Source organism: Kitasatospora sp. NPDC015120 (genome assembly GCF_043080305.1).
Classification (GTDB): Bacteria; Actinomycetota; Actinomycetes; order Streptomycetales; family Streptomycetaceae; genus Kitasatospora.
Window position 1 is genome coordinate 1 of sequence record NZ_JBIBVJ010000038.1, and the last position, 15,339, is coordinate 15,339.

The window sequence follows — 15,339 nt, forward strand, 5'->3', positions numbered from 1 at the left end:
CGGCTTGGTGGGGAGCGGGCGGGCCTTGGAGTGGGAAGTCGGTGGGTTGTTCCGTCCGGTCGCCGGTTGTCTTGGTTCGGGTCGTGCGGGGGCGGTGTGGTGGGCGTTGGGTCGGGTGTGTGTGGAGCGGGAAGTCGGCTGATCCGACGTTCCGCTCCCGTGTCGCGGGATGGCCCGGCTTGGTGGGGAGCGGGCGGGCCTTGGAGTGGGAAGTCGGTGGGTTGTTCCGTCCGGTCGCCGGTTGTCTTGGTTCGGGTCGTGCGGGGGCGGCGTGGTTGGCGTTGGGGCGGGTGTGTGTGGAGCGGGAAGTCGGCTGATCCGACGTTCCGCTCCCGTGTCGCGGGATGGCCCGGCTTGGTGGGGGGCTGGCAGGCTCTGGAGTGGGAAGTCGGTGGGGCCGACTTCCCGCTCCCGCAGCTGTTTCGTCCGGTCGCCGGTTGTCCTGGTTCGGGTCGTGCGGGGGCGGCGTGGTGGGCGTTGGGTCGGGTGTGTGTGGAGCGGGAAGTCGGCCGATCCGACCTTCCGCTCCCGTGTCACCGGATGGCCCGGCTTGGTGGGGAGCCGGCGGGCCCCGGAGTGGGAAGTCGATGAGGCCGACTTCCCACTCCGGCGGGCTCAGCTCGGTGGGGGGCCGGCGGCTTCCAGGCGGTGGACGAGGGCGCGGAGGGCGCGGAGTTCGCGGTCGAGGGCCTGGGCGCCGGCGGGGGTGAGGGTGATCCAGGTGCGGGGGCGGCGGCCCGCGTAGCCCTTGTTGACGGCGACCAGGGCGGAGTCCTCCAGGACCTTCAGGTGGCGCGAGAGGTTGCCGTCGGTGAGCCCCAACTCCTGCTTGAGGAAGGCGAACTCGACGCTCTCGGCCTCGCGGGCGATCGCCAGGATGCCGAGCCGGACCCGCTGGTGGACGGTGTCGTCCAGGGCCAGGGTCGGATGCCGCTCCTCGGTGTCGTCCGCAACGCTCATGAGGTGACCGTACGGGATGCGGCGGGCGTGCGGCGTCCGGCGGTCCACTGGACCAGGCCGGGGGCGAGCAGGACCGCGGCGAGCAGCAGGGCCTTCGGCTGGGGGGCGTTCGCCCAGGCGGTGCCGACGTGGTCGAGCCACGGCAGCCAGCCGTTGCCCCAAACGCCCGAGAGGTAGGCGGTGAGCAGCGCGGTGTGGACGAGCCCGGTGCCGGCGACCAGCCGGTCGTGCTCGGTGAGGCCGAGGGCGAGCAGGCCGAGGCCGACCACGTACCAGGGGGAGGCGTAGGAGTTGCCGAGGAGCGAGAGGCTGAACGGCACCCGGTGGGCGAAGACCAGGATCACCGGGACGGCGGCGACCAGGACGCCGGCGGCGGCCGCCGTGCCGAGCCAGGCGCCCCGGTGCGGCACGATGCCGCGGGTCTCGCCGCGCCGCCGGTACCAGCGGGCGAGGGCGAACCAGGCCAGCGGGAGGAGGGCGTACCAGAGGCCCCAGCCGACGAAGCGCAGGATGGCACCGTCGAACTCGCCCTCCAGGCAGGGCCCGTCGGGCGAGTGCGGGACGCAGAGGCCGATGTACTCCGAGTACGCGAAGTAGGGGTACGAAGTGACGCTGCGCCCGTTGGCGGCGAAGTTGTAGGCCTGTCCGGCGATCGGCACGGCCGCCGCCGCCAGCAGTCCGAAGCCGAGCAGCGGGACGCCCGAGCCGCGCAGGCGGGTGCGGGCCCGGGCGCGCAGGCCCTCCGTCGCGGCGAGCAGTTCGGCCGGGCCCCCGGCCGTCCCGTCCCGGTGCAGTGTGTCCATGGTCCCCCCTGGTGACGACGTGTCGGTGCGCCAACTTTGCATTGCAAAGCACATTGCGGTCAAGAGTTCACGGCAGGGCAAAGCGAAGGGCCCGCCGCACGGATGCGACGGGCCCCGAAGAGCGGGGGATCAGGCGGCCAGGGCCTCCAGGACGCGGTCCAGGGAGGTGCCGAGGCCCCAGCGGGCGGCGAGCGCCTCCAAGGTCATCGGGTCGAGCGGTTCGCCCGGCAGGGCGGGGTCGACGTCGGGCACCGGGGCGTCGGTGGCCACCCGGACGACGGTCGGGGCCACGTCGAGGTAGGCCGAGGCCTCCAGGATGTTGCGGCGCCGCGCCGGGGTGAGGCCCGAGCCGATGTCCTGGGCGGCGGTGCGGATGCCGGACAGGTCGCCGTACTCGTGGATCAGCTGGGCCGCCGTCTTCTCGCCGATGCCCTTGACGCCGGGCAGGCCGTCGCTCGGGTCGCCGCGCAGGGCGGCCAGGTCGGCGTACTGGGCGCCGCGCACGCCGTACTTCTCCAGCAGCAGCGCGTCATCGGTGACCTGGAGGTTGCCCATGCCCTTGACCGGGTAGAGCACGGTGATCGCGCGGGCGTCGTCGACCAGCTGGAAGAGGTCGCGGTCGCCGGTGACGATCTGCACCGGCCCGGTGGCGCGCGCGGTCAGCGTGCCGATCACGTCGTCCGCCTCGTAGCCGGGGGAGCCGATCCGGGCGATGCCGAGCGCGTCCAGCACCTGCTCGATCACCGGGACCTGCGGGGCGAGGGTGTCCGGCACCTCCTCCTCCCCGTCCGTGGCGGCCTCGGCGACCCGGTGGGTCTTGTACGAGGGGATGAGGTCCACCCGCCATTGGGGGCGCCAGTCGGCGTCCATGCAGGCGACCAGCTGGTCGGGCCGGTGGTCGTGGACCAGCCGGGCGATGAAGTCCAGCAGGCCCCGGACGGCGTTGACCGGCTCACCCTGCGGCGAGCGCAGGGTGTCCGGTACGCCGTAGTAGGCCCGGAAGTACAGGCTGGCGGAGTCGAGCAGCATCAGACGGGGTGCGGTCACGCCTCCGATCATGCCGTACCGGGGCGACACGGACGGCCTCCTAGTGCTCGTGCGGCCCGGCGCGGTGGACGGGGCCGTGGGCGTCGGCGCAGTGCTCGGGGGTGAGGTCGCCGGGGTGGGTGATCTGCAGCAGCGCGCCCGCCTCGTCCTCGCCGACGTGGTCGACCTGGAGGGTGCTGTGGGTGATGCCGTACTCGCCGGCGAGCCGGCGCTGCAGCTCGCGCCGCACCGCGTGGCAGTCGCCGCCCGGGGTGACCAGGATGTGCGCGGAGAGCGCGGGCTGGCCGGAGGTGATCTCCCAGATGTGCAGGTCGTGGATCTCCTCGACGAGCGGCTGGGCGACCAGCCGGTCGGCCACCGCGTCCGGGTCGACGCCGGCGGGGGCGGCCTCCAGGAAGATCCGCCCGGAGTCGCGGACCAGGCCGATGCCCGCCTTCAGCATCAGCGCGACGACGATCAGCGAGGCGATCGAGTCGGCCCGGGCGAAGCCGGTGGTCACCATGATCACACCGGCCGCGGCGGTGGCGATGAACGCGTACAGGTCGGTGAGGACGTGCTGGAAGGCACCCTCGACGTTCAGCGAGCTGCGGTTGGCCCTGGACATGCACCAGGTGGCGGCCAGGTTCACCACGATCCCGGCCAGTGCGGTGATCAGCACCAGCGAACCGGTCACCTCCGGCGGCTCGAACAGCCGGCGGACCGCCTCATAGCCGAGCCAGGCGGACAGCACCAGCAGGGTCACGCCGTTGGCCTGGGCGGAGAGGATCTCGGCGCGCTTGAGGCCGTAGGTGTAGCCGCCGCGCGCCGGGCGGGCGGAGAGCCGCATGGCGATGAGCGCGAGGACGATGGAGGCGGCGTCGGTGAGCATGTGCGCGGCGTCCGAGATCAGTGCCAGCGACTCGGCCGCGAAGCCGACCACCACCTCGCCGGCCATGAACACCACGATCAGGGCGAGCGCGCTCACCAGCCAGCGGCGGTCGGCATCGGCGGCGACGCCGTGCGAGTGGCCGCCGTGGCCGTGACCGCCGGATCCGCCGTGTCCGTGGCCTTCGTGACCTCCGGTTCCGCCGGGGGACTGCCGCCTCTGGTCATGCCCATGATCATGGTGGGAGTGCTCGTGGCCGGCCATCGAAGTCCTCTCCTGGAACTCATGAACGCGCGGGGGTAAGGGGCGGGGTGTGCGAGCACCCCGCACTCGAAGTGAACCGCAGATCGTACGAAGATCCAAAGGCTGCACTGGAGACCGTTGTCATTGCCGTGCGGTAACCCCCGTCGGGTATCGTCGCGCCGCCGCTGAACAGGGGAGACGCGCATGGAAACGACCGGACGGGTGAATCTGGCCATGATCGCCCGCGAATGGGGCCGAATCGGCATCACCGGCTTCGGGGGGCCGCCCGCCCACATCCTGCTGCTGCGCCGGCTCTGCGTGGAGCGCCGCACATGGCTCTCCCCGGAAGAGTTCGAGGACGGCATCGCGGCGACCAACCTGCTGCCCGGCCCGGCCTCCACCCAGCTCGCGATCCTCACCGCCTGGCGGCTGCGCGGCACCCCGGGCGCGCTGGTCGGCGGGGCCTGCTTCATCGCGCCCGGCCTCGCGCTGATCCTCGCCCTCGCGGTGCTGTTCCTGGCGGGCGACCCTCCGGCGTGGGTACTCGGCGCGGCGGCCGGCGCGGGCGCGGCCGTCCCGGCGGTCGCCGTGCAGGCCGCCACCTCGCTGGTCCCCGCCAGCTTCGGCCGGGCCGGCCGGGGCCGGGCCGCCCGCGCCCGCTGGGCCGGGTACGCGCTCGCCGGGGCGGTGGCCGCCGTGCTGACCGGCCCCTGGCTGGTCCTGGTGCTGATCACCTCCGGGCTGGCCGAGGTCGCCGTCCGGCGGCGCGAGGAGCGGGGCGGCCGCGAACGCCGGCGCCGCACCGCCGGCGGCCTGCTGCCGCTCGCCACCGCACTGCCCGCGCTCGGCGGGCTGGGCGCGGTGGCCTGGGTGGCGTTCAAGGTGGGCGCGCTCTCCTACGGCGGAGGGTTCGTGATCATCCCGCTGATGCAGGACGACGCCGTCAACCGCTACCACTGGATGACCGACGCACAGTTCCTCAACGCCGTCGCCCTCGGCCAGGTCACCCCCGGGCCGGTGGTGCAGACCGTCGCCGTGGTCGGCTACGCGGCCGCCGGGATCGCCGGCGGACTGCTCGCCGCGGCGGTCGCCTTCGCGCCGTCCTTCCTCTTCGTGATCATCGGCGGCCGGCACTTCGACCGGCTGCGCGCCGACCGGCGGGTGCAGGACTTCCTCACCGGCGCCGGCCCGGCCGTCATCGGCGCCATCGCCGGCTCGGCGCTGCCGCTGGCCGCCGCGCTCACCCACGGCTGGCAGTGGGCCGTGCTGGCCCTCGCGCTGCTCTGGCTGGTCGGCGCCCGGCGCGGGGTGGTGCCCGCTCTGCTGGCCGCCGGCGTGGCCGGGGCGATCGCGGCGGCGGCCGGACTGCCCCTGGCGTAGGGGCCGGAGCGCCCCTGCGCCCGCACCGGCACCGGCCGCACCGGCACCGGCACCGGCCGCGCCCGCACCGGTCCCGCCTCCGCCGGTTACACCTCCACCGGCTCCAGCTGTACCGGCCGCGCCGCCGTCGCCGCCCGCACCAGCGCCTGCATCACCCGAAGGTCGTCCCCCTGCTCCGGATGCCACTGCACCCCGAGCGTGAACCCCGGCCCCTCCACCGCCTCCACCGTTCCGTCCGGCGCATGCGCGCTCACCCGCAGCCCCGTCCCCAGCCGGTCCACCGCCTGGTGGTGGAAGGTCGGCACCGTCAGCTCCGGCTCCGGCAGCAGCCCGCCGAGCAGCGTGCCCGGCACCGGCCGCACCAGGTGGGTGCCGTAGCGGCCGGGCGTTCCGCCGTGCACGTCCGCCTCCAGGACGTCCGGCAGGTGCTGGACGAGCGTGCCCCCGCACACCACGTTCAGCACCTGCATGCCCCGGCAGATCCCCAGCAACGGCATCCCCGCCGCCAGGGCCGCCCGCAGCAGCGCGCTCTCCCAGGCGTCCCGCTCCACCGCGTCGATGTCGCTCAGCGGATGCGGAGGCTGCCCGTAGTAGGCGGGATCGATGTCCGGGCCGCCCGCGATGACGAGCGCGTCGAGCCGGGCGAGGACCTCCGGCGCGCGCTCGGGGGCGTCCGGCGGCAGCAGCACCGCGATCCCGCCCGAGTCCTGTACGTAGGCGGTGTACCGCTGCGGCAGCAGGGCCACCCTGCGCTCCCGCCAGTCGCTCCAACTCGCGTCCACCAGATAGGTGCTGACGCCGACAAAAGGCCTGCGATCCATGGCGCGCATTCTCCTCCCGTCCCGCCTGATCCCTCGTCAACCTCGCACCTCGGCGCGCCACACCCGCCCGCCCTCTTCCGCGCCCCGAGCGACAGGCCGTACGGTTCGCTGTGACCGCTTGGTCTCGCTGCGTGATCGACGAGGAGGGCGTCCGCCATGTCCGACCGCACCACCGCACCCGGCACCACCGGCACCGCCGCGCCCGGCGGCCCCGGCACCACCGGCACCGCGCCCGGCACCGGGCCCGGCGCCGCCCCCGGCACCCCGCCGCGCCGCGCCCCGCTGACCCTGGACGAGCTGCGCGCCCTGGTCGACGCCGGCGTGGTCCACACCGTCGCCCTCGGCTTCACCGACATGCAGGGCCGCCTCCAGGGCAAGCGCTTCGCCGCCCGCTTCTTCCTGGACGAGGTCGCCGAGCACGGCGCCGACGCCTGCGAGTACCTGCTGGCCGTCGACGTCGAGCTCAACACCGTCGACGGCTACGCGCTCTCCTCCTGGGAGACCGGCTACGGCGACTTCGCCATGCGCCCCGACCTCTCCACCCTGCGCCTGACCCCCTGGCAGCCGGGCACCGCCCAGGTCACCGCCGACCTGGCCGCCCACGGCGGCCACCCGGTGGCCGCCGCGCCCCGGCAGCTGCTGCGGCGCCAGATCGCCCGGCTCGCCGAGCACGGCCTGGCCGCCGACATCGGCACCGAGCTGGAGTTCCTGGTCTTCCGCGACACCTACGAGCAGGCCTGGCAGGGCGGCTACCGCGGCCTCACCCCGGCCAACCTCTACAACGCCGACTACTCGCTGCTCGGCACCGCCCGGGTCGAGCCGCTGCTCTCCCGGATCCGCACCGAGATGGCCGGCGCCGGCCTGGTGGTGGAGTCCGCCAAGGGCGAGTGCAACCTCGGCCAGCACGAGATCGCCTTCCGCTACGCCGACGCGCTCACCACCTGCGACCAGCACAGCGTCTACAAGACCGGCGCCAAGGAGATCGCCGCCCAACTCGGCTGCGCGCTCACCTTCATGGCCAAGTACGACCAGCGCGAGGGCAACAGCTGCCACATCCACCTGTCGCTGCGCGACGCCGTCGGCGCGCCCGCCTTCGCCGCCGCGGACGGCCGGATGACCGACACCATGCGCCACTTCCTGGCCGGACAGCTGGCCGCTCTGCGCGAGTTCACCCTGCTCTACGCGCCGAACATCAACTCCTACAAGCGCTACCGCCCGGGCTCCTTCGCCCCGACGGCCGTCGCCTGGGGCCGCGACAACCGGACCTGCGCCTACCGGGTCGTCGGGCACGGCGTCGGGCTGCGGATGGAGAACCGGGTGCCCGGCGGCGACGTCAACCCGTACCTGGCGGTGGCCGGCATGCTCGCCGCCGGACTGCACGGGATCCAGCGGAAGCTGGAACTGCCCGCCCCCTGCCTGGGCAACGCCTACGCCGTCGACGACTACGCCCGGGTGCCCGGCTCGCTGCGCGAGGCGGCCGACCTGTGGGGCGCGAGCGAACTCGCCCGCGCCGCCTTCGGGGACGACGTGGTCGAGCACTACCTGCACATGGCCAGGGTCGAACAGGCCGCCTACGACAGCGCGATCACCGACTGGGAGCGCTACCGATCCTTCGAGCGGATGTGAGCACCATCGACACCACCACCCTCACCGAGGCGGAGCCCGACGCCCACGCCGTCCGCAACCCCACCACCGGCGAGGTCCTCGGCACCGTGCCCGACACCACCCCCGGGCAGCTGGACGCGGCCGTGCGGCGCGCCGTCGGGGCGCAGCGCGGCTGGGCCGCCCTCGCGCCCGGGGAACGGGCCCGGCTGCTGCGCCGCTTCGCCGACCAGGTGGAGGTGCACGTCCCCGAACTCGCCGCCCTGGAGGTCGCCGAGGCCGGGCACCCGGTCGGCAACGCCACCTGGGAGGCGGGCAACGTCCGCGACCTGCTGGAGTACGCGGCGGGGGGAGTGGAACGGCTGACCGGACGCCAGATCCCGGTGGCCGGCGGGCTGGACGTCACCTTCCACGAGCCGGTCGGCGTGGTCGGCGTCATCGTGCCGTGGAACTTCCCGATGCCGATCGCCGCCTGGGGCTTCGCGCCCGCGCTGGCGGCCGGCAACGCCGTCCTCCTCAAGCCCGCCGAGGCGACCCCGCTCACCGCGCTGCGGCTGGCCGAACTCGCCCTCGCCGCCGGGCTGCCGGAGGGCCTGTTCCAGGTGGTGCCGGGGGCCGGGCCGGTGACCGGCCGGGCGCTGGTCGACCACCCCGCGGTGCGCAAGATCGTCTTCACCGGGTCGGCCGCGGTCGGCAAGGAGGTCGCCGCCCGCTGCGCCGCCCGGGCCAAGCGGGTCACCCTGGAACTCGGCGGCAAGAGCCCCAACCTCGTCTTCGCCGACGCCGACCTCGAAGGCGCCGCGGATCCGATGTCCTTCCTGGACAACAGCGGCCAGGACTGCTGCGCCCGCAGCCGGATCCTGGTCCAGCGGGAGGCCTACGACGACTTCCTGGCGCTGCTGCTGCCCGCCGTCGAGCGGATCCGCACCGGGGACCCGGCCGATCCGCGCACCGCCCTCGGCCCGCTGATCTCGGCCGCCCACGTCCGCCGGGTGGCGTCGTACGTGACGCCGGACCTGCCGGTGCTGGCCCGCGGAACGGTGCCGGACGGGCCCGGCTGCTGGTACCCGCCGACGGTGCTGGCGCCCACCGACCCGGGCGTCCCCGCCGTCACCGAGGAGATCTTCGGCCCGGTGGCGGTGGTCCTGCCGTTCACCGACGAGGCGGACGCGCTGCGGCTCGCCAACGCCACCCGGTACGGCCTGTCCGGCTCGATCTGGACCCGCGACCTCGGCCGGGCGCTGCGGCTGGCCCGGGGCGTCGCGGCGGGCAACCTGTCGGTCAACTCGCACGCCTCGGTGCGCTACTGGACGCCGTTCGGCGGCTTCGGCGAGTCCGGGGTGGGCCGCGAGCTGGGGCCGGAGGCACTGGCGCACTTCACCGAGACCAAGAACGTCTTCATCCGGACCGAGGAGTAGGAGCACCCGGTGACCCACCAGTCCCACCACCCCCGCGCCTCCGAGAGGTCGGAGAAGGCCGCGCAGCCCGCGGCGCCGGTCTGCCGCCGGCTGGTCGGCCGCACGGCCGTGATCACCGGCGCGGGCAGCGGGATCGGCCTGGCCTCGGCCCGCCGGCTCGCCGCCGAGGGCGCCAAGGTGGTCTGCGCCGACGTCGACGAGACCACCGGCAAGGCGGCGGCCGAGGAGGTCGGCGGCCTCTTCGTGCACACCGACGTCACCGACCCGGCGATGGTCGAGGCGCTCTTCGACGAGGCCTACGAGACCTTCGGCAGCGTGGACGTCGCCTTCAACAACGCCGGCATCTCGCCGCCGGAGGACGACTCCATCCTCACCACCGAACTCGACGCCTGGCGCAGGGTCCAGGAGGTCAACCTGACCTCGGTCTACCTCTGCTGCCGGGCGGCGCTGCCGTACATGCGCCGCCACGGGCGCGGTTCGATCATCAACACCGCGAGCTTCGTGGCCCGGATGGGCGCCGCCACCTCGCAGATCTCCTACACCGCCTCCAAGGGCGGGGTCCTGGCGATGTCCCGCGAGCTGGGCGTGCAGTTCGCCCGGGAGGGCATCCGGGTCAACGCGCTGTCGCCGGGGCCGGTGGACACCCCGCTGCTGCGCGAGCTGTTCGCCAAGGACCCGGAGCGCGCGGCCCGCCGGCTGGTGCACATCCCGCTGGGCCGCTTCGCCCGTCCGGAGGAGATCGCCGCCGCCGTGGCCTTCCTCGCCAGCGACGACTCCTCCTTCATCACGGCGGGCGAGTTCCTGGTGGACGGCGGCATCGCGGGCGCCTATGTGACCCCGCTGTAGGGGTTCCGGGGGCCGCGGCCCGCCTTCTCACCGTAATCTCATGGAAAACGCCGGAATCCGGGGCCCAGCTGATTTCGCGCTTATCCGGCTGCCTTTAGATTCTTTGTCGTGAGTGAGCAGATCCCCGCCGGGTGGTACCCGGACCCGAAGGACATCACCAGCGACCCGAGACCGCAGCGCTGGTGGGACGGCAAGGGGTGGACGGCCAACACCCGGCCCGCACCCTCGGACGCACCGCCGCCGCAGGCTCCGGCGGCCGGTGCTCCGGGGCCGGACGAGGCCGCCGGGCCCCGGGTGCTGGAGGGCGAGGTGCTGGACAGCGGGCCGTCGGTCCGCTACCCGGAGCCGCCGCCCTTCGGCACCGCCTACGGTTCGCCGGTGCCGCCGCCCCCGAAGCGGCGGCGCAAGCCGTCGAAGGTGGTGATCGCGGCGGCGGTGGCGGCCGTGCTCGGCCTGGGCGTCGGCTCGGGCGTCACCTACCTGGCGACGGACGACCACGGCGAGCGGCGCCACGTGGCGCGTCCCGCCGGCCCGCCCGGGCAGGAGGGCGAGGGCGGGTGGCGCGGGCTGCCGGACTTCGGCGGCCCCGGGGGCGACGGCGGCGACGGCAACCCCGACGGCGGCCAGGGCAACGGCAAGGGCGGCGGCGGCAAGGGCAACGGCAACGGCCAGGGCAACGGCAACGGCGGCCGGAACACCGGCAGCGACCGGGCCGTCGACGTCGTGAACCGGCTGGTCCTGCCCGTCCCCTCCGGCTGGGAGGGCGGCACCACCCGCGACGGCTTCGCCGCGCTCAGCGTCGGCCCCTACGACTGCGAGGGCGGCGGCACCTGCTCGCTCGGCGGCGCCAACACCGGCCGGATCGACGGCGGCACCGACGTGCAGGCGGCGGCCAAGGCCGACATCGAGAAGGCCGCCAAGGACTCCTACAACGAGATCGTCTCGCACGAGGAGCTCAAGTCCGAGCCGGTCAAGGTGGACGGCCGGGACGGCTACCTGGTCCGCTGGAAGGTCGACGCCGCCAAGGGCAACGACGGCTACGTGCAGACGGTGGTCTTCCCGTCGGCGGACGGCAAGTCGCTGGTCTCGGTGCACCTGGGCTTCGACATCGCCGCCAAGGCGCCGGACGTCGCGGTGATGGACACCATCGTCAAGGGCATCGGCGACTTCAGCGGCAAGCTGCCGGCGATCCCCGGCTTCCCCGGCGGCCCGGGCACCGGGGCCGGCACCTGACCGGTCACCGCTCGGCTCACGCACGGCGAAGGCCCGCCCGGAACGCGTCCGGGCGGGCCTTCACCACTGTCCGAGGGGGGATCGGCCGGGGCGGGCCGAACGGGGGATGGAGCGGCCCGGCCCCGGCTTCCGGCGGTCAGCCGTCGTGTCGCACAGCCTCGACCCGACGGCGCCGGAGCACCATGCCGGCCCAGCCGACCCCGATCGCGGCGGCACCGGTGAGCAGCAGCGGGCCGGTGGCGGAACCGCCACCCACCGCCGCGCTGTCGGCCGCGACGACCCGGCCGGCGGGCTCCTCGGCGTTGCCGCCGTGCCCGTGGTGGGCGACGGTGGACTTGGACTGGCCGGCGGTGATCTGCTCCTCGCTGGGCGCGGCCGGGGCCTGCGCGGCGAGCGCCGACACGGCGGCGGCCGTGCCGCCCTTGCCGAAGTCGACGTCGGAGCAGCTGTAGAACGCCTCCGGGCTGTCGGTGCGCTGCCACACCATGTAGAGCAGCTGACGGCCGGTGCGCTGCGGCAGGGTGCCGCTGTAGTTGTAGTAGCCGTTGTCCGAGGTACGCGAGGTGGGCACCTGGGCGACCGGCACGGCGTCGAGGTCGGACCACTTCAGCGGCTGGGTCGGGTCCCAGCTCTGCTTGGTGATGTAGATGGTCTGGTTGCCCTGGTGCGCGGCGGTGACGCGGAATTTGAAGTCCACCTTGCCGGCGGTGACCGGGCTGGCGGGCCAGTCGGTGCGCGCGAGGTCCAGTGCCTTGTACTTGTCGCGGCCGGCGGAGCAGAGCTTGCCGTCCGGGATCTGGGCCTGGTGGGCGCCGGCGACGCTGGGGAGGTTGACCTCGTTCCAGTCGTACAGCGGCTGGGTGCCGCCGAGCGCGACGACGTCCTTGCAGATCTGCGACTTGGGGGTCTCCGGACCCTCGGCGTAGCACGCGGCGACCCGGCTGACCGGGTTGGTGACGGTGCCGTGCGCGGCGGCGGTGCCGATGCCGACGGCCGAGACGGAGAGGAACGCGGCGCCGACGACGCCGACGGACATGGCGGTTCGCTTGATGGACATGGGGTGGGGACTCCTTGACCGTGAACCGGGTCGAAGCTGTGGGGGACTGCCGGGCACGTCTGCCCGAGGGACCGGTCGACCCGGCGCGCGGCCCCTGGGGCTGAGCGTATGATTGGACTAGACCAGCTGGCAATAGTGCGTTGTGGGCCACTTTTTGACGGAATGTAGCCCCCCGAGCAGCGCAAAGGCCCGAGGGGGCGCCCGGGTTAGGCATCCCTTCGGGCCTGCTTAAGGTGGGGGCAAGGTTCTCCGCGACCCCGGGCGGGCTACTTGCGCAGCCCGGTCTGGATGACGGAGCCCTGCACCGTCGAGTGGCTCACCGTGTTGACGATGTGGTTCACCTCGACGGACTGCGGCTGCCGGGGCGCGAACTCCGCCAGCAGCTCACGGAGTTCCCCCGCCGCCCGGGGGTCCTGGCGGAGCAGCCGGCGGATCCGGTTGCGCAGCTCGGCGGTCTGGTCGCCGACCAGCTCCTCGTCGCCGTCCGCCCGGACCACCTCGACCCGGATCTCCTCCAGCTCGGCGGACACCTCCTCGGCGTCCCGGCCGCGCCCCAGCAGCCCCGCGAGCCGTGAACGCAGCTGCGTCCAGGCCTCGGTGGCCATCAGTCCGACCACCGTCGTGGCCCCCGTGGTCACCAGCTGCGCGATCTCGGCCTCCACGGCCTCCCCCTCCGTACGGTCCGGTGTCCCCGCCCGCGGTAGTGGAGCCACGGCCCCGCGCAGGTCAGAGGAAGGTGTGTCCCTCGCCCCGGTAGGTCGGCACGGTGCGCACCACCGCGTCCCCCTCCACGAGGTGCAACGCGGCGAACCGCTCGCAGAGTTCCCCGGCCTTGGCGTGCCGGAACCACACCCGGTCGCCGATCAGCAGGTCGTCGGCGGCCGCGCCGAGCAGCGGCGTCTGCACCTCGCCGGCCCCCTCCATCGGGTCGTAGCGCAGCCCCGGCGGCAGGTAGGGCACGGGGGAGCGGTCCGCGCCGGGCGCGCCGGACGCGGGGTAGCCGCCGCCGAGCACGGTCACCACGCCCACCCCGGGGCGGCGCACCACCGGCTGGCCGAACAGCGCCGCCGGCCGGCCGCGGAAGGCCCGGTAGTGGTCGAACAGCTGCGGTTGGTAGAGCCCGGACCCGGCGGCCACCTCGGTCACGGCGCGCTCGGCCACGGTCGACTCGACGCTGCCGGTCCCGCCGCCGTTGACGAACTCCAGCTCGGCCACCCGGCGCAGCAGCCGCACCGTGGCCGCCCGGCGCTCGGCCAGCTCGGCCCGCGCCCGGCTCTGCATCGCCCGCACCAGCGCGGAGCGCACCGGCCGCCCGGGCACCGCGTCGCCCACCCCGGCGACGTGGCCCTCGTAGGCCATCAGCCCGACCACCCGGAAGCCCCGGCGGCGCTGCACCAGCTCGGCGAAGGCGGCCCCCGCCCCCGGGGCGCCCCGCCGGGGGCGGGGCGCGCCCCCCCCCCAACCCCCCCCCCCCCCCGCCCCCCGGGGGGGGGCCCGCCCGCGGGGGGGGGGGGGGGGGGGGGGGGGGGGGGGGGGGGGGGGGGGGGGCGCCCCCCGACCCGCATCCGCCCGCCGAGCAGGTGCAGCGAGGTGTCCAGCTCCAGGCAGACCCGCACCTCGGCGGAGCCGGCCCGGGCCGCGTCGACCAGGTCCAGCTGGGCGGGGTCGTCCAGCACCACGGTGACGGCCTCGGCCAGTCGCGGATCGGCGGTCAGCCCGGCGAAGCCCGCCCGGTCGGTGGAGGGGTAGGCGAGCAGGACGTCGGGCAGGCCGGAGCGGGCCAGCCAGAGCGACTCGGCGAGGGTGAAGCTCATCACCCCGGCGAACCCCTCCACGGCCAGCGCCCGCTCCAGCAGGGCGCGGCAGCGCACCGACTTGCTGGCCACCCGGATCGGTTTGCCGCCCGCCCGGCGCACCAGGTCGGCGGCGTTGGCGTCGAAGGCCGCCAGGTCGACGACGGCCACCGGGCCGTCCAGATGGGCGGTGGCCCGGTCGTACCGGGCGCGGTCGGCGGCCGGCGAGGGGGCGGACGCGGTGCGGGCGCCGCCGGTGGCGGCGGCTTCGAGCGTGGCCATGGGCGCAGACTGCCACACCGGGCCTACCCGCGGGTAGGGGACGGACGGGGGACCTTCGGTCCGTGTGGGGGCGGGGGGCCGGTGGCATAGGGTCGGCCGGGTGGACCGCAAAGACTTCTCCAACCCGGCGTTCGTCGGCAAGAACATCCCCGACCCGGGCTTCTCCGGCGACGACGGCGCCGCCGACCCGGCGCTGGCCGCCGCGCTCGCCCGCTGGGCGCAGGACCGCGCGGCCGAACCGGAGGTGCTGGCGGCGCTGACCCCCACCCGGCTGATGGTGCCGGTCGTGGCGATCCTCGGCGAGGTCGAGGTGGACGCGCACGGGCACCGGCACGAGAAGACCAGCGACATGGCCGTCCCGGTGCTGGAGGCCGCCGACGGCCGGCGCGCGCTGCCGGCCTTCACCTCGCTGGAGTCGCTGGCCCGCTGGCGCGCGGACGCCCGTCCGGCGCCGACCGCCGCCCCGCAGGCCGCGATGGTCGCCTTCTCCGAGCGGGCGGACACCCTGCTGCTCGACCCGGCCGGCCCGGTGCCGTTCCAGCTGTCCGGGGCCCGGCTGCGGGCGCTGGCGGAGAACCGGCCCTACCTCCCGCCGGCCGCCGACCCCGAGGTGCGCGAGGCGGTACGGGCGCTGCTGGCGGCCGAGCCGCAGGTGACCGCCGGGCTGCTGGCCCCGGCCGAGGACTCCGACGGGGTGCTCGCGGTGGTCCTGGACCCGGCGCTGGACCAGGCCGGGATGCAGGAGGCCGCGCAGCGGGTCGGGCGGGCGGTGGCCGGTGACCCGGTGCTGCGGGTGCGGCTGGACCGCGGCCTCGACCTGGCGGTGCTGCCGGCGAGCGCCGGGCTGCCGGGCGAGCCGCTCTACCGGCGGTAGGGGCGGACGCGGCGCAGGGGCGGGGGGGCCCCGGCCCCCCCGGGGGCGCGCCCCCCCGGGCGGGGGCCGGGAGGGGGTTAACCGGGCCGGGGCCGAGGCCGCCCGGGCGGCGGCC

General features: G+C 75.0%; 13 protein-coding genes and 1 pseudogene. 6 read left to right on the plus strand and 8 right to left on the minus strand.

From position 1 onward, the window contains the following. Nucleotides 1-615 precede the first annotated feature (615 nt). The 4 genes from ACF1AK_RS35765 to ACF1AK_RS35780 form a co-directional block, all read right to left on the minus strand. Nucleotides 616-960, minus strand: a complete 345-nt coding sequence (locus tag ACF1AK_RS35765; protein WP_391503019.1) for a winged helix-turn-helix domain-containing protein — start codon at nt 958-960, stop codon at nt 616-618. After that, nucleotides 957-1,763, minus strand: a complete 807-nt coding sequence (locus tag ACF1AK_RS35770) for a hypothetical protein (protein WP_391503020.1) — start codon at nt 1,761-1,763, stop codon at nt 957-959. Before ACF1AK_RS35770 ends, ACF1AK_RS35765 begins: the two co-directional genes overlap by 4 nt. A 129-nt stretch (nt 1,764-1,892) precedes the next feature. Then, nucleotides 1,893-2,792, minus strand: a complete 900-nt coding sequence (locus ACF1AK_RS35775; protein WP_391503029.1) for a 5'-3' exonuclease H3TH domain-containing protein — start codon at nt 2,790-2,792, stop codon at nt 1,893-1,895. Nucleotides 2,793-2,850: 58 nt separating this feature from the next. Next, entirely contained in the window at nt 2,851-3,939 is a 1,089-nt protein-coding gene (locus ACF1AK_RS35780) for a cation diffusion facilitator family transporter (RefSeq protein ID WP_391503021.1), read from the minus strand. 183 nt (nt 3,940-4,122) lie between these two features. Between ACF1AK_RS35780 and chrA the strand changes: the two genes are divergently transcribed. Then, nucleotides 4,123-5,298 carry a chromate efflux transporter gene (gene chrA, locus ACF1AK_RS35785; protein WP_391503022.1) on the plus strand — a complete coding sequence of 392 codons (1,176 nt, stop codon included), beginning with the start codon at nt 4,123-4,125 and terminating at the stop codon, nt 5,296-5,298. 86 nt (nt 5,299-5,384) lie between these two features. Here chrA and ACF1AK_RS35790 read toward each other — a convergent pair whose 3' ends face one another. After that, on the minus strand, nt 5,385-6,119 hold the full coding sequence (locus ACF1AK_RS35790; RefSeq protein ID WP_391503023.1) for a gamma-glutamyl-gamma-aminobutyrate hydrolase family protein: 735 nt from the start codon (nt 6,117-6,119) through the stop codon (nt 5,385-5,387). A 156-nt stretch (nt 6,120-6,275) separates the two neighbouring features. Here ACF1AK_RS35790 and ACF1AK_RS35795 point away from each other — a divergent pair, with 156 nt between their 5' ends. The 4 genes from ACF1AK_RS35795 (at nt 6,276) to ACF1AK_RS35810 (ending at nt 11,218) form a co-directional block, all read left to right on the plus strand. Next, entirely contained in the window at nt 6,276-7,745 is a 1,470-nt protein-coding gene (locus tag ACF1AK_RS35795; RefSeq protein ID WP_391503024.1) for a glutamine synthetase family protein, read from the plus strand. Nucleotides 7,746-7,750: 5 nt separating this feature from the next. Then, complete coding sequence (locus ACF1AK_RS35800; RefSeq protein ID WP_391503030.1) at nt 7,751-9,139, plus strand: aldehyde dehydrogenase family protein; 1,389 nt, start codon at nt 7,751-7,753, stop codon at nt 9,137-9,139. Between the two features lie 90 nt (nt 9,140-9,229). Beyond that, nucleotides 9,230-9,985: a 3-oxoacyl-ACP reductase gene (locus ACF1AK_RS35805; protein ID WP_380294518.1), complete on the plus strand. Its 756-nt coding sequence runs from the start codon at nt 9,230-9,232 to the stop codon at nt 9,983-9,985. Nucleotides 9,986-10,093: 108 nt separating this feature from the next. After that, nucleotides 10,094-11,218 carry a DUF2510 domain-containing protein gene (locus ACF1AK_RS35810; protein WP_391503025.1) on the plus strand — a complete coding sequence of 375 codons (1,125 nt, stop codon included), beginning with the start codon at nt 10,094-10,096 and terminating at the stop codon, nt 11,216-11,218. A gap of 136 nt (nt 11,219-11,354) precedes the next feature. Here the strand turns inward: ACF1AK_RS35810 and ACF1AK_RS35815 are convergent, their stop codons facing one another. The 3 genes and pseudogenes from ACF1AK_RS35815 to ACF1AK_RS35825 all read right to left on the minus strand — a co-directional run bounded on the left by ACF1AK_RS35815 (nt 11,355) and on the right by ACF1AK_RS35825 (nt 14,350). Further along, the gene (locus ACF1AK_RS35815) at nt 11,355-12,275 is read right to left on the minus strand and encodes a lytic polysaccharide monooxygenase (RefSeq protein WP_391503026.1); all 921 of its coding nucleotides are present in this window, start codon (nt 12,273-12,275) and stop codon (nt 11,355-11,357) included. Between the two features lie 266 nt (nt 12,276-12,541). Then, entirely contained in the window at nt 12,542-12,937 is a 396-nt protein-coding gene (locus tag ACF1AK_RS35820) for a hypothetical protein (RefSeq protein ID WP_391503027.1), read from the minus strand. A gap of 64 nt (nt 12,938-13,001) precedes the next feature. Further along, nucleotides 13,002-14,350 (minus strand): annotated as a pseudogene (locus ACF1AK_RS35825) (alanine racemase). Between the two features lie 100 nt (nt 14,351-14,450). Here ACF1AK_RS35825 and ACF1AK_RS35830 point away from each other — a divergent pair. Continuing rightward, entirely contained in the window at nt 14,451-15,224 is a 774-nt protein-coding gene (locus tag ACF1AK_RS35830; protein ID WP_391503028.1) for an SseB family protein, read from the plus strand. Nucleotides 15,225-15,339 lie beyond the last annotated feature (115 nt).

Excerpts from the sequence above, each read along its gene's own strand:
- ACF1AK_RS35780 (WP_391503021.1), bottom strand. The coding sequence starts at position 3,939 with ATGGCCGGCCACGAGCACTCCCACCATGATCATGGGCATGACCAGAGG.
- ACF1AK_RS35765 (WP_391503019.1), bottom strand. The coding sequence starts at position 960 with ATGAGCGTTGCGGACGACACCGAGGAGCGGCATCCGACCCTGGCCCTG.
- ACF1AK_RS35815 (WP_391503026.1), bottom strand. The coding sequence starts at position 12,275 with ATGTCCATCAAGCGAACCGCCATGTCCGTCGGCGTCGTCGGCGCCGCG.
- chrA (WP_391503022.1), top strand. The coding sequence starts at position 4,123 with ATGGAAACGACCGGACGGGTGAATCTGGCCATGATCGCCCGCGAATGG.
- ACF1AK_RS35795 (WP_391503024.1), top strand. The coding sequence starts at position 6,276 with ATGTCCGACCGCACCACCGCACCCGGCACCACCGGCACCGCCGCGCCC.
- ACF1AK_RS35770 (WP_391503020.1), bottom strand. The coding sequence starts at position 1,763 with ATGGACACACTGCACCGGGACGGGACGGCCGGGGGCCCGGCCGAACTG.
- ACF1AK_RS35775 (WP_391503029.1), bottom strand. The coding sequence starts at position 2,792 with ATGCTGCTCGACTCCGCCAGCCTGTACTTCCGGGCCTACTACGGCGTA.
- ACF1AK_RS35790 (WP_391503023.1), bottom strand. The coding sequence starts at position 6,119 with ATGGATCGCAGGCCTTTTGTCGGCGTCAGCACCTATCTGGTGGACGCG.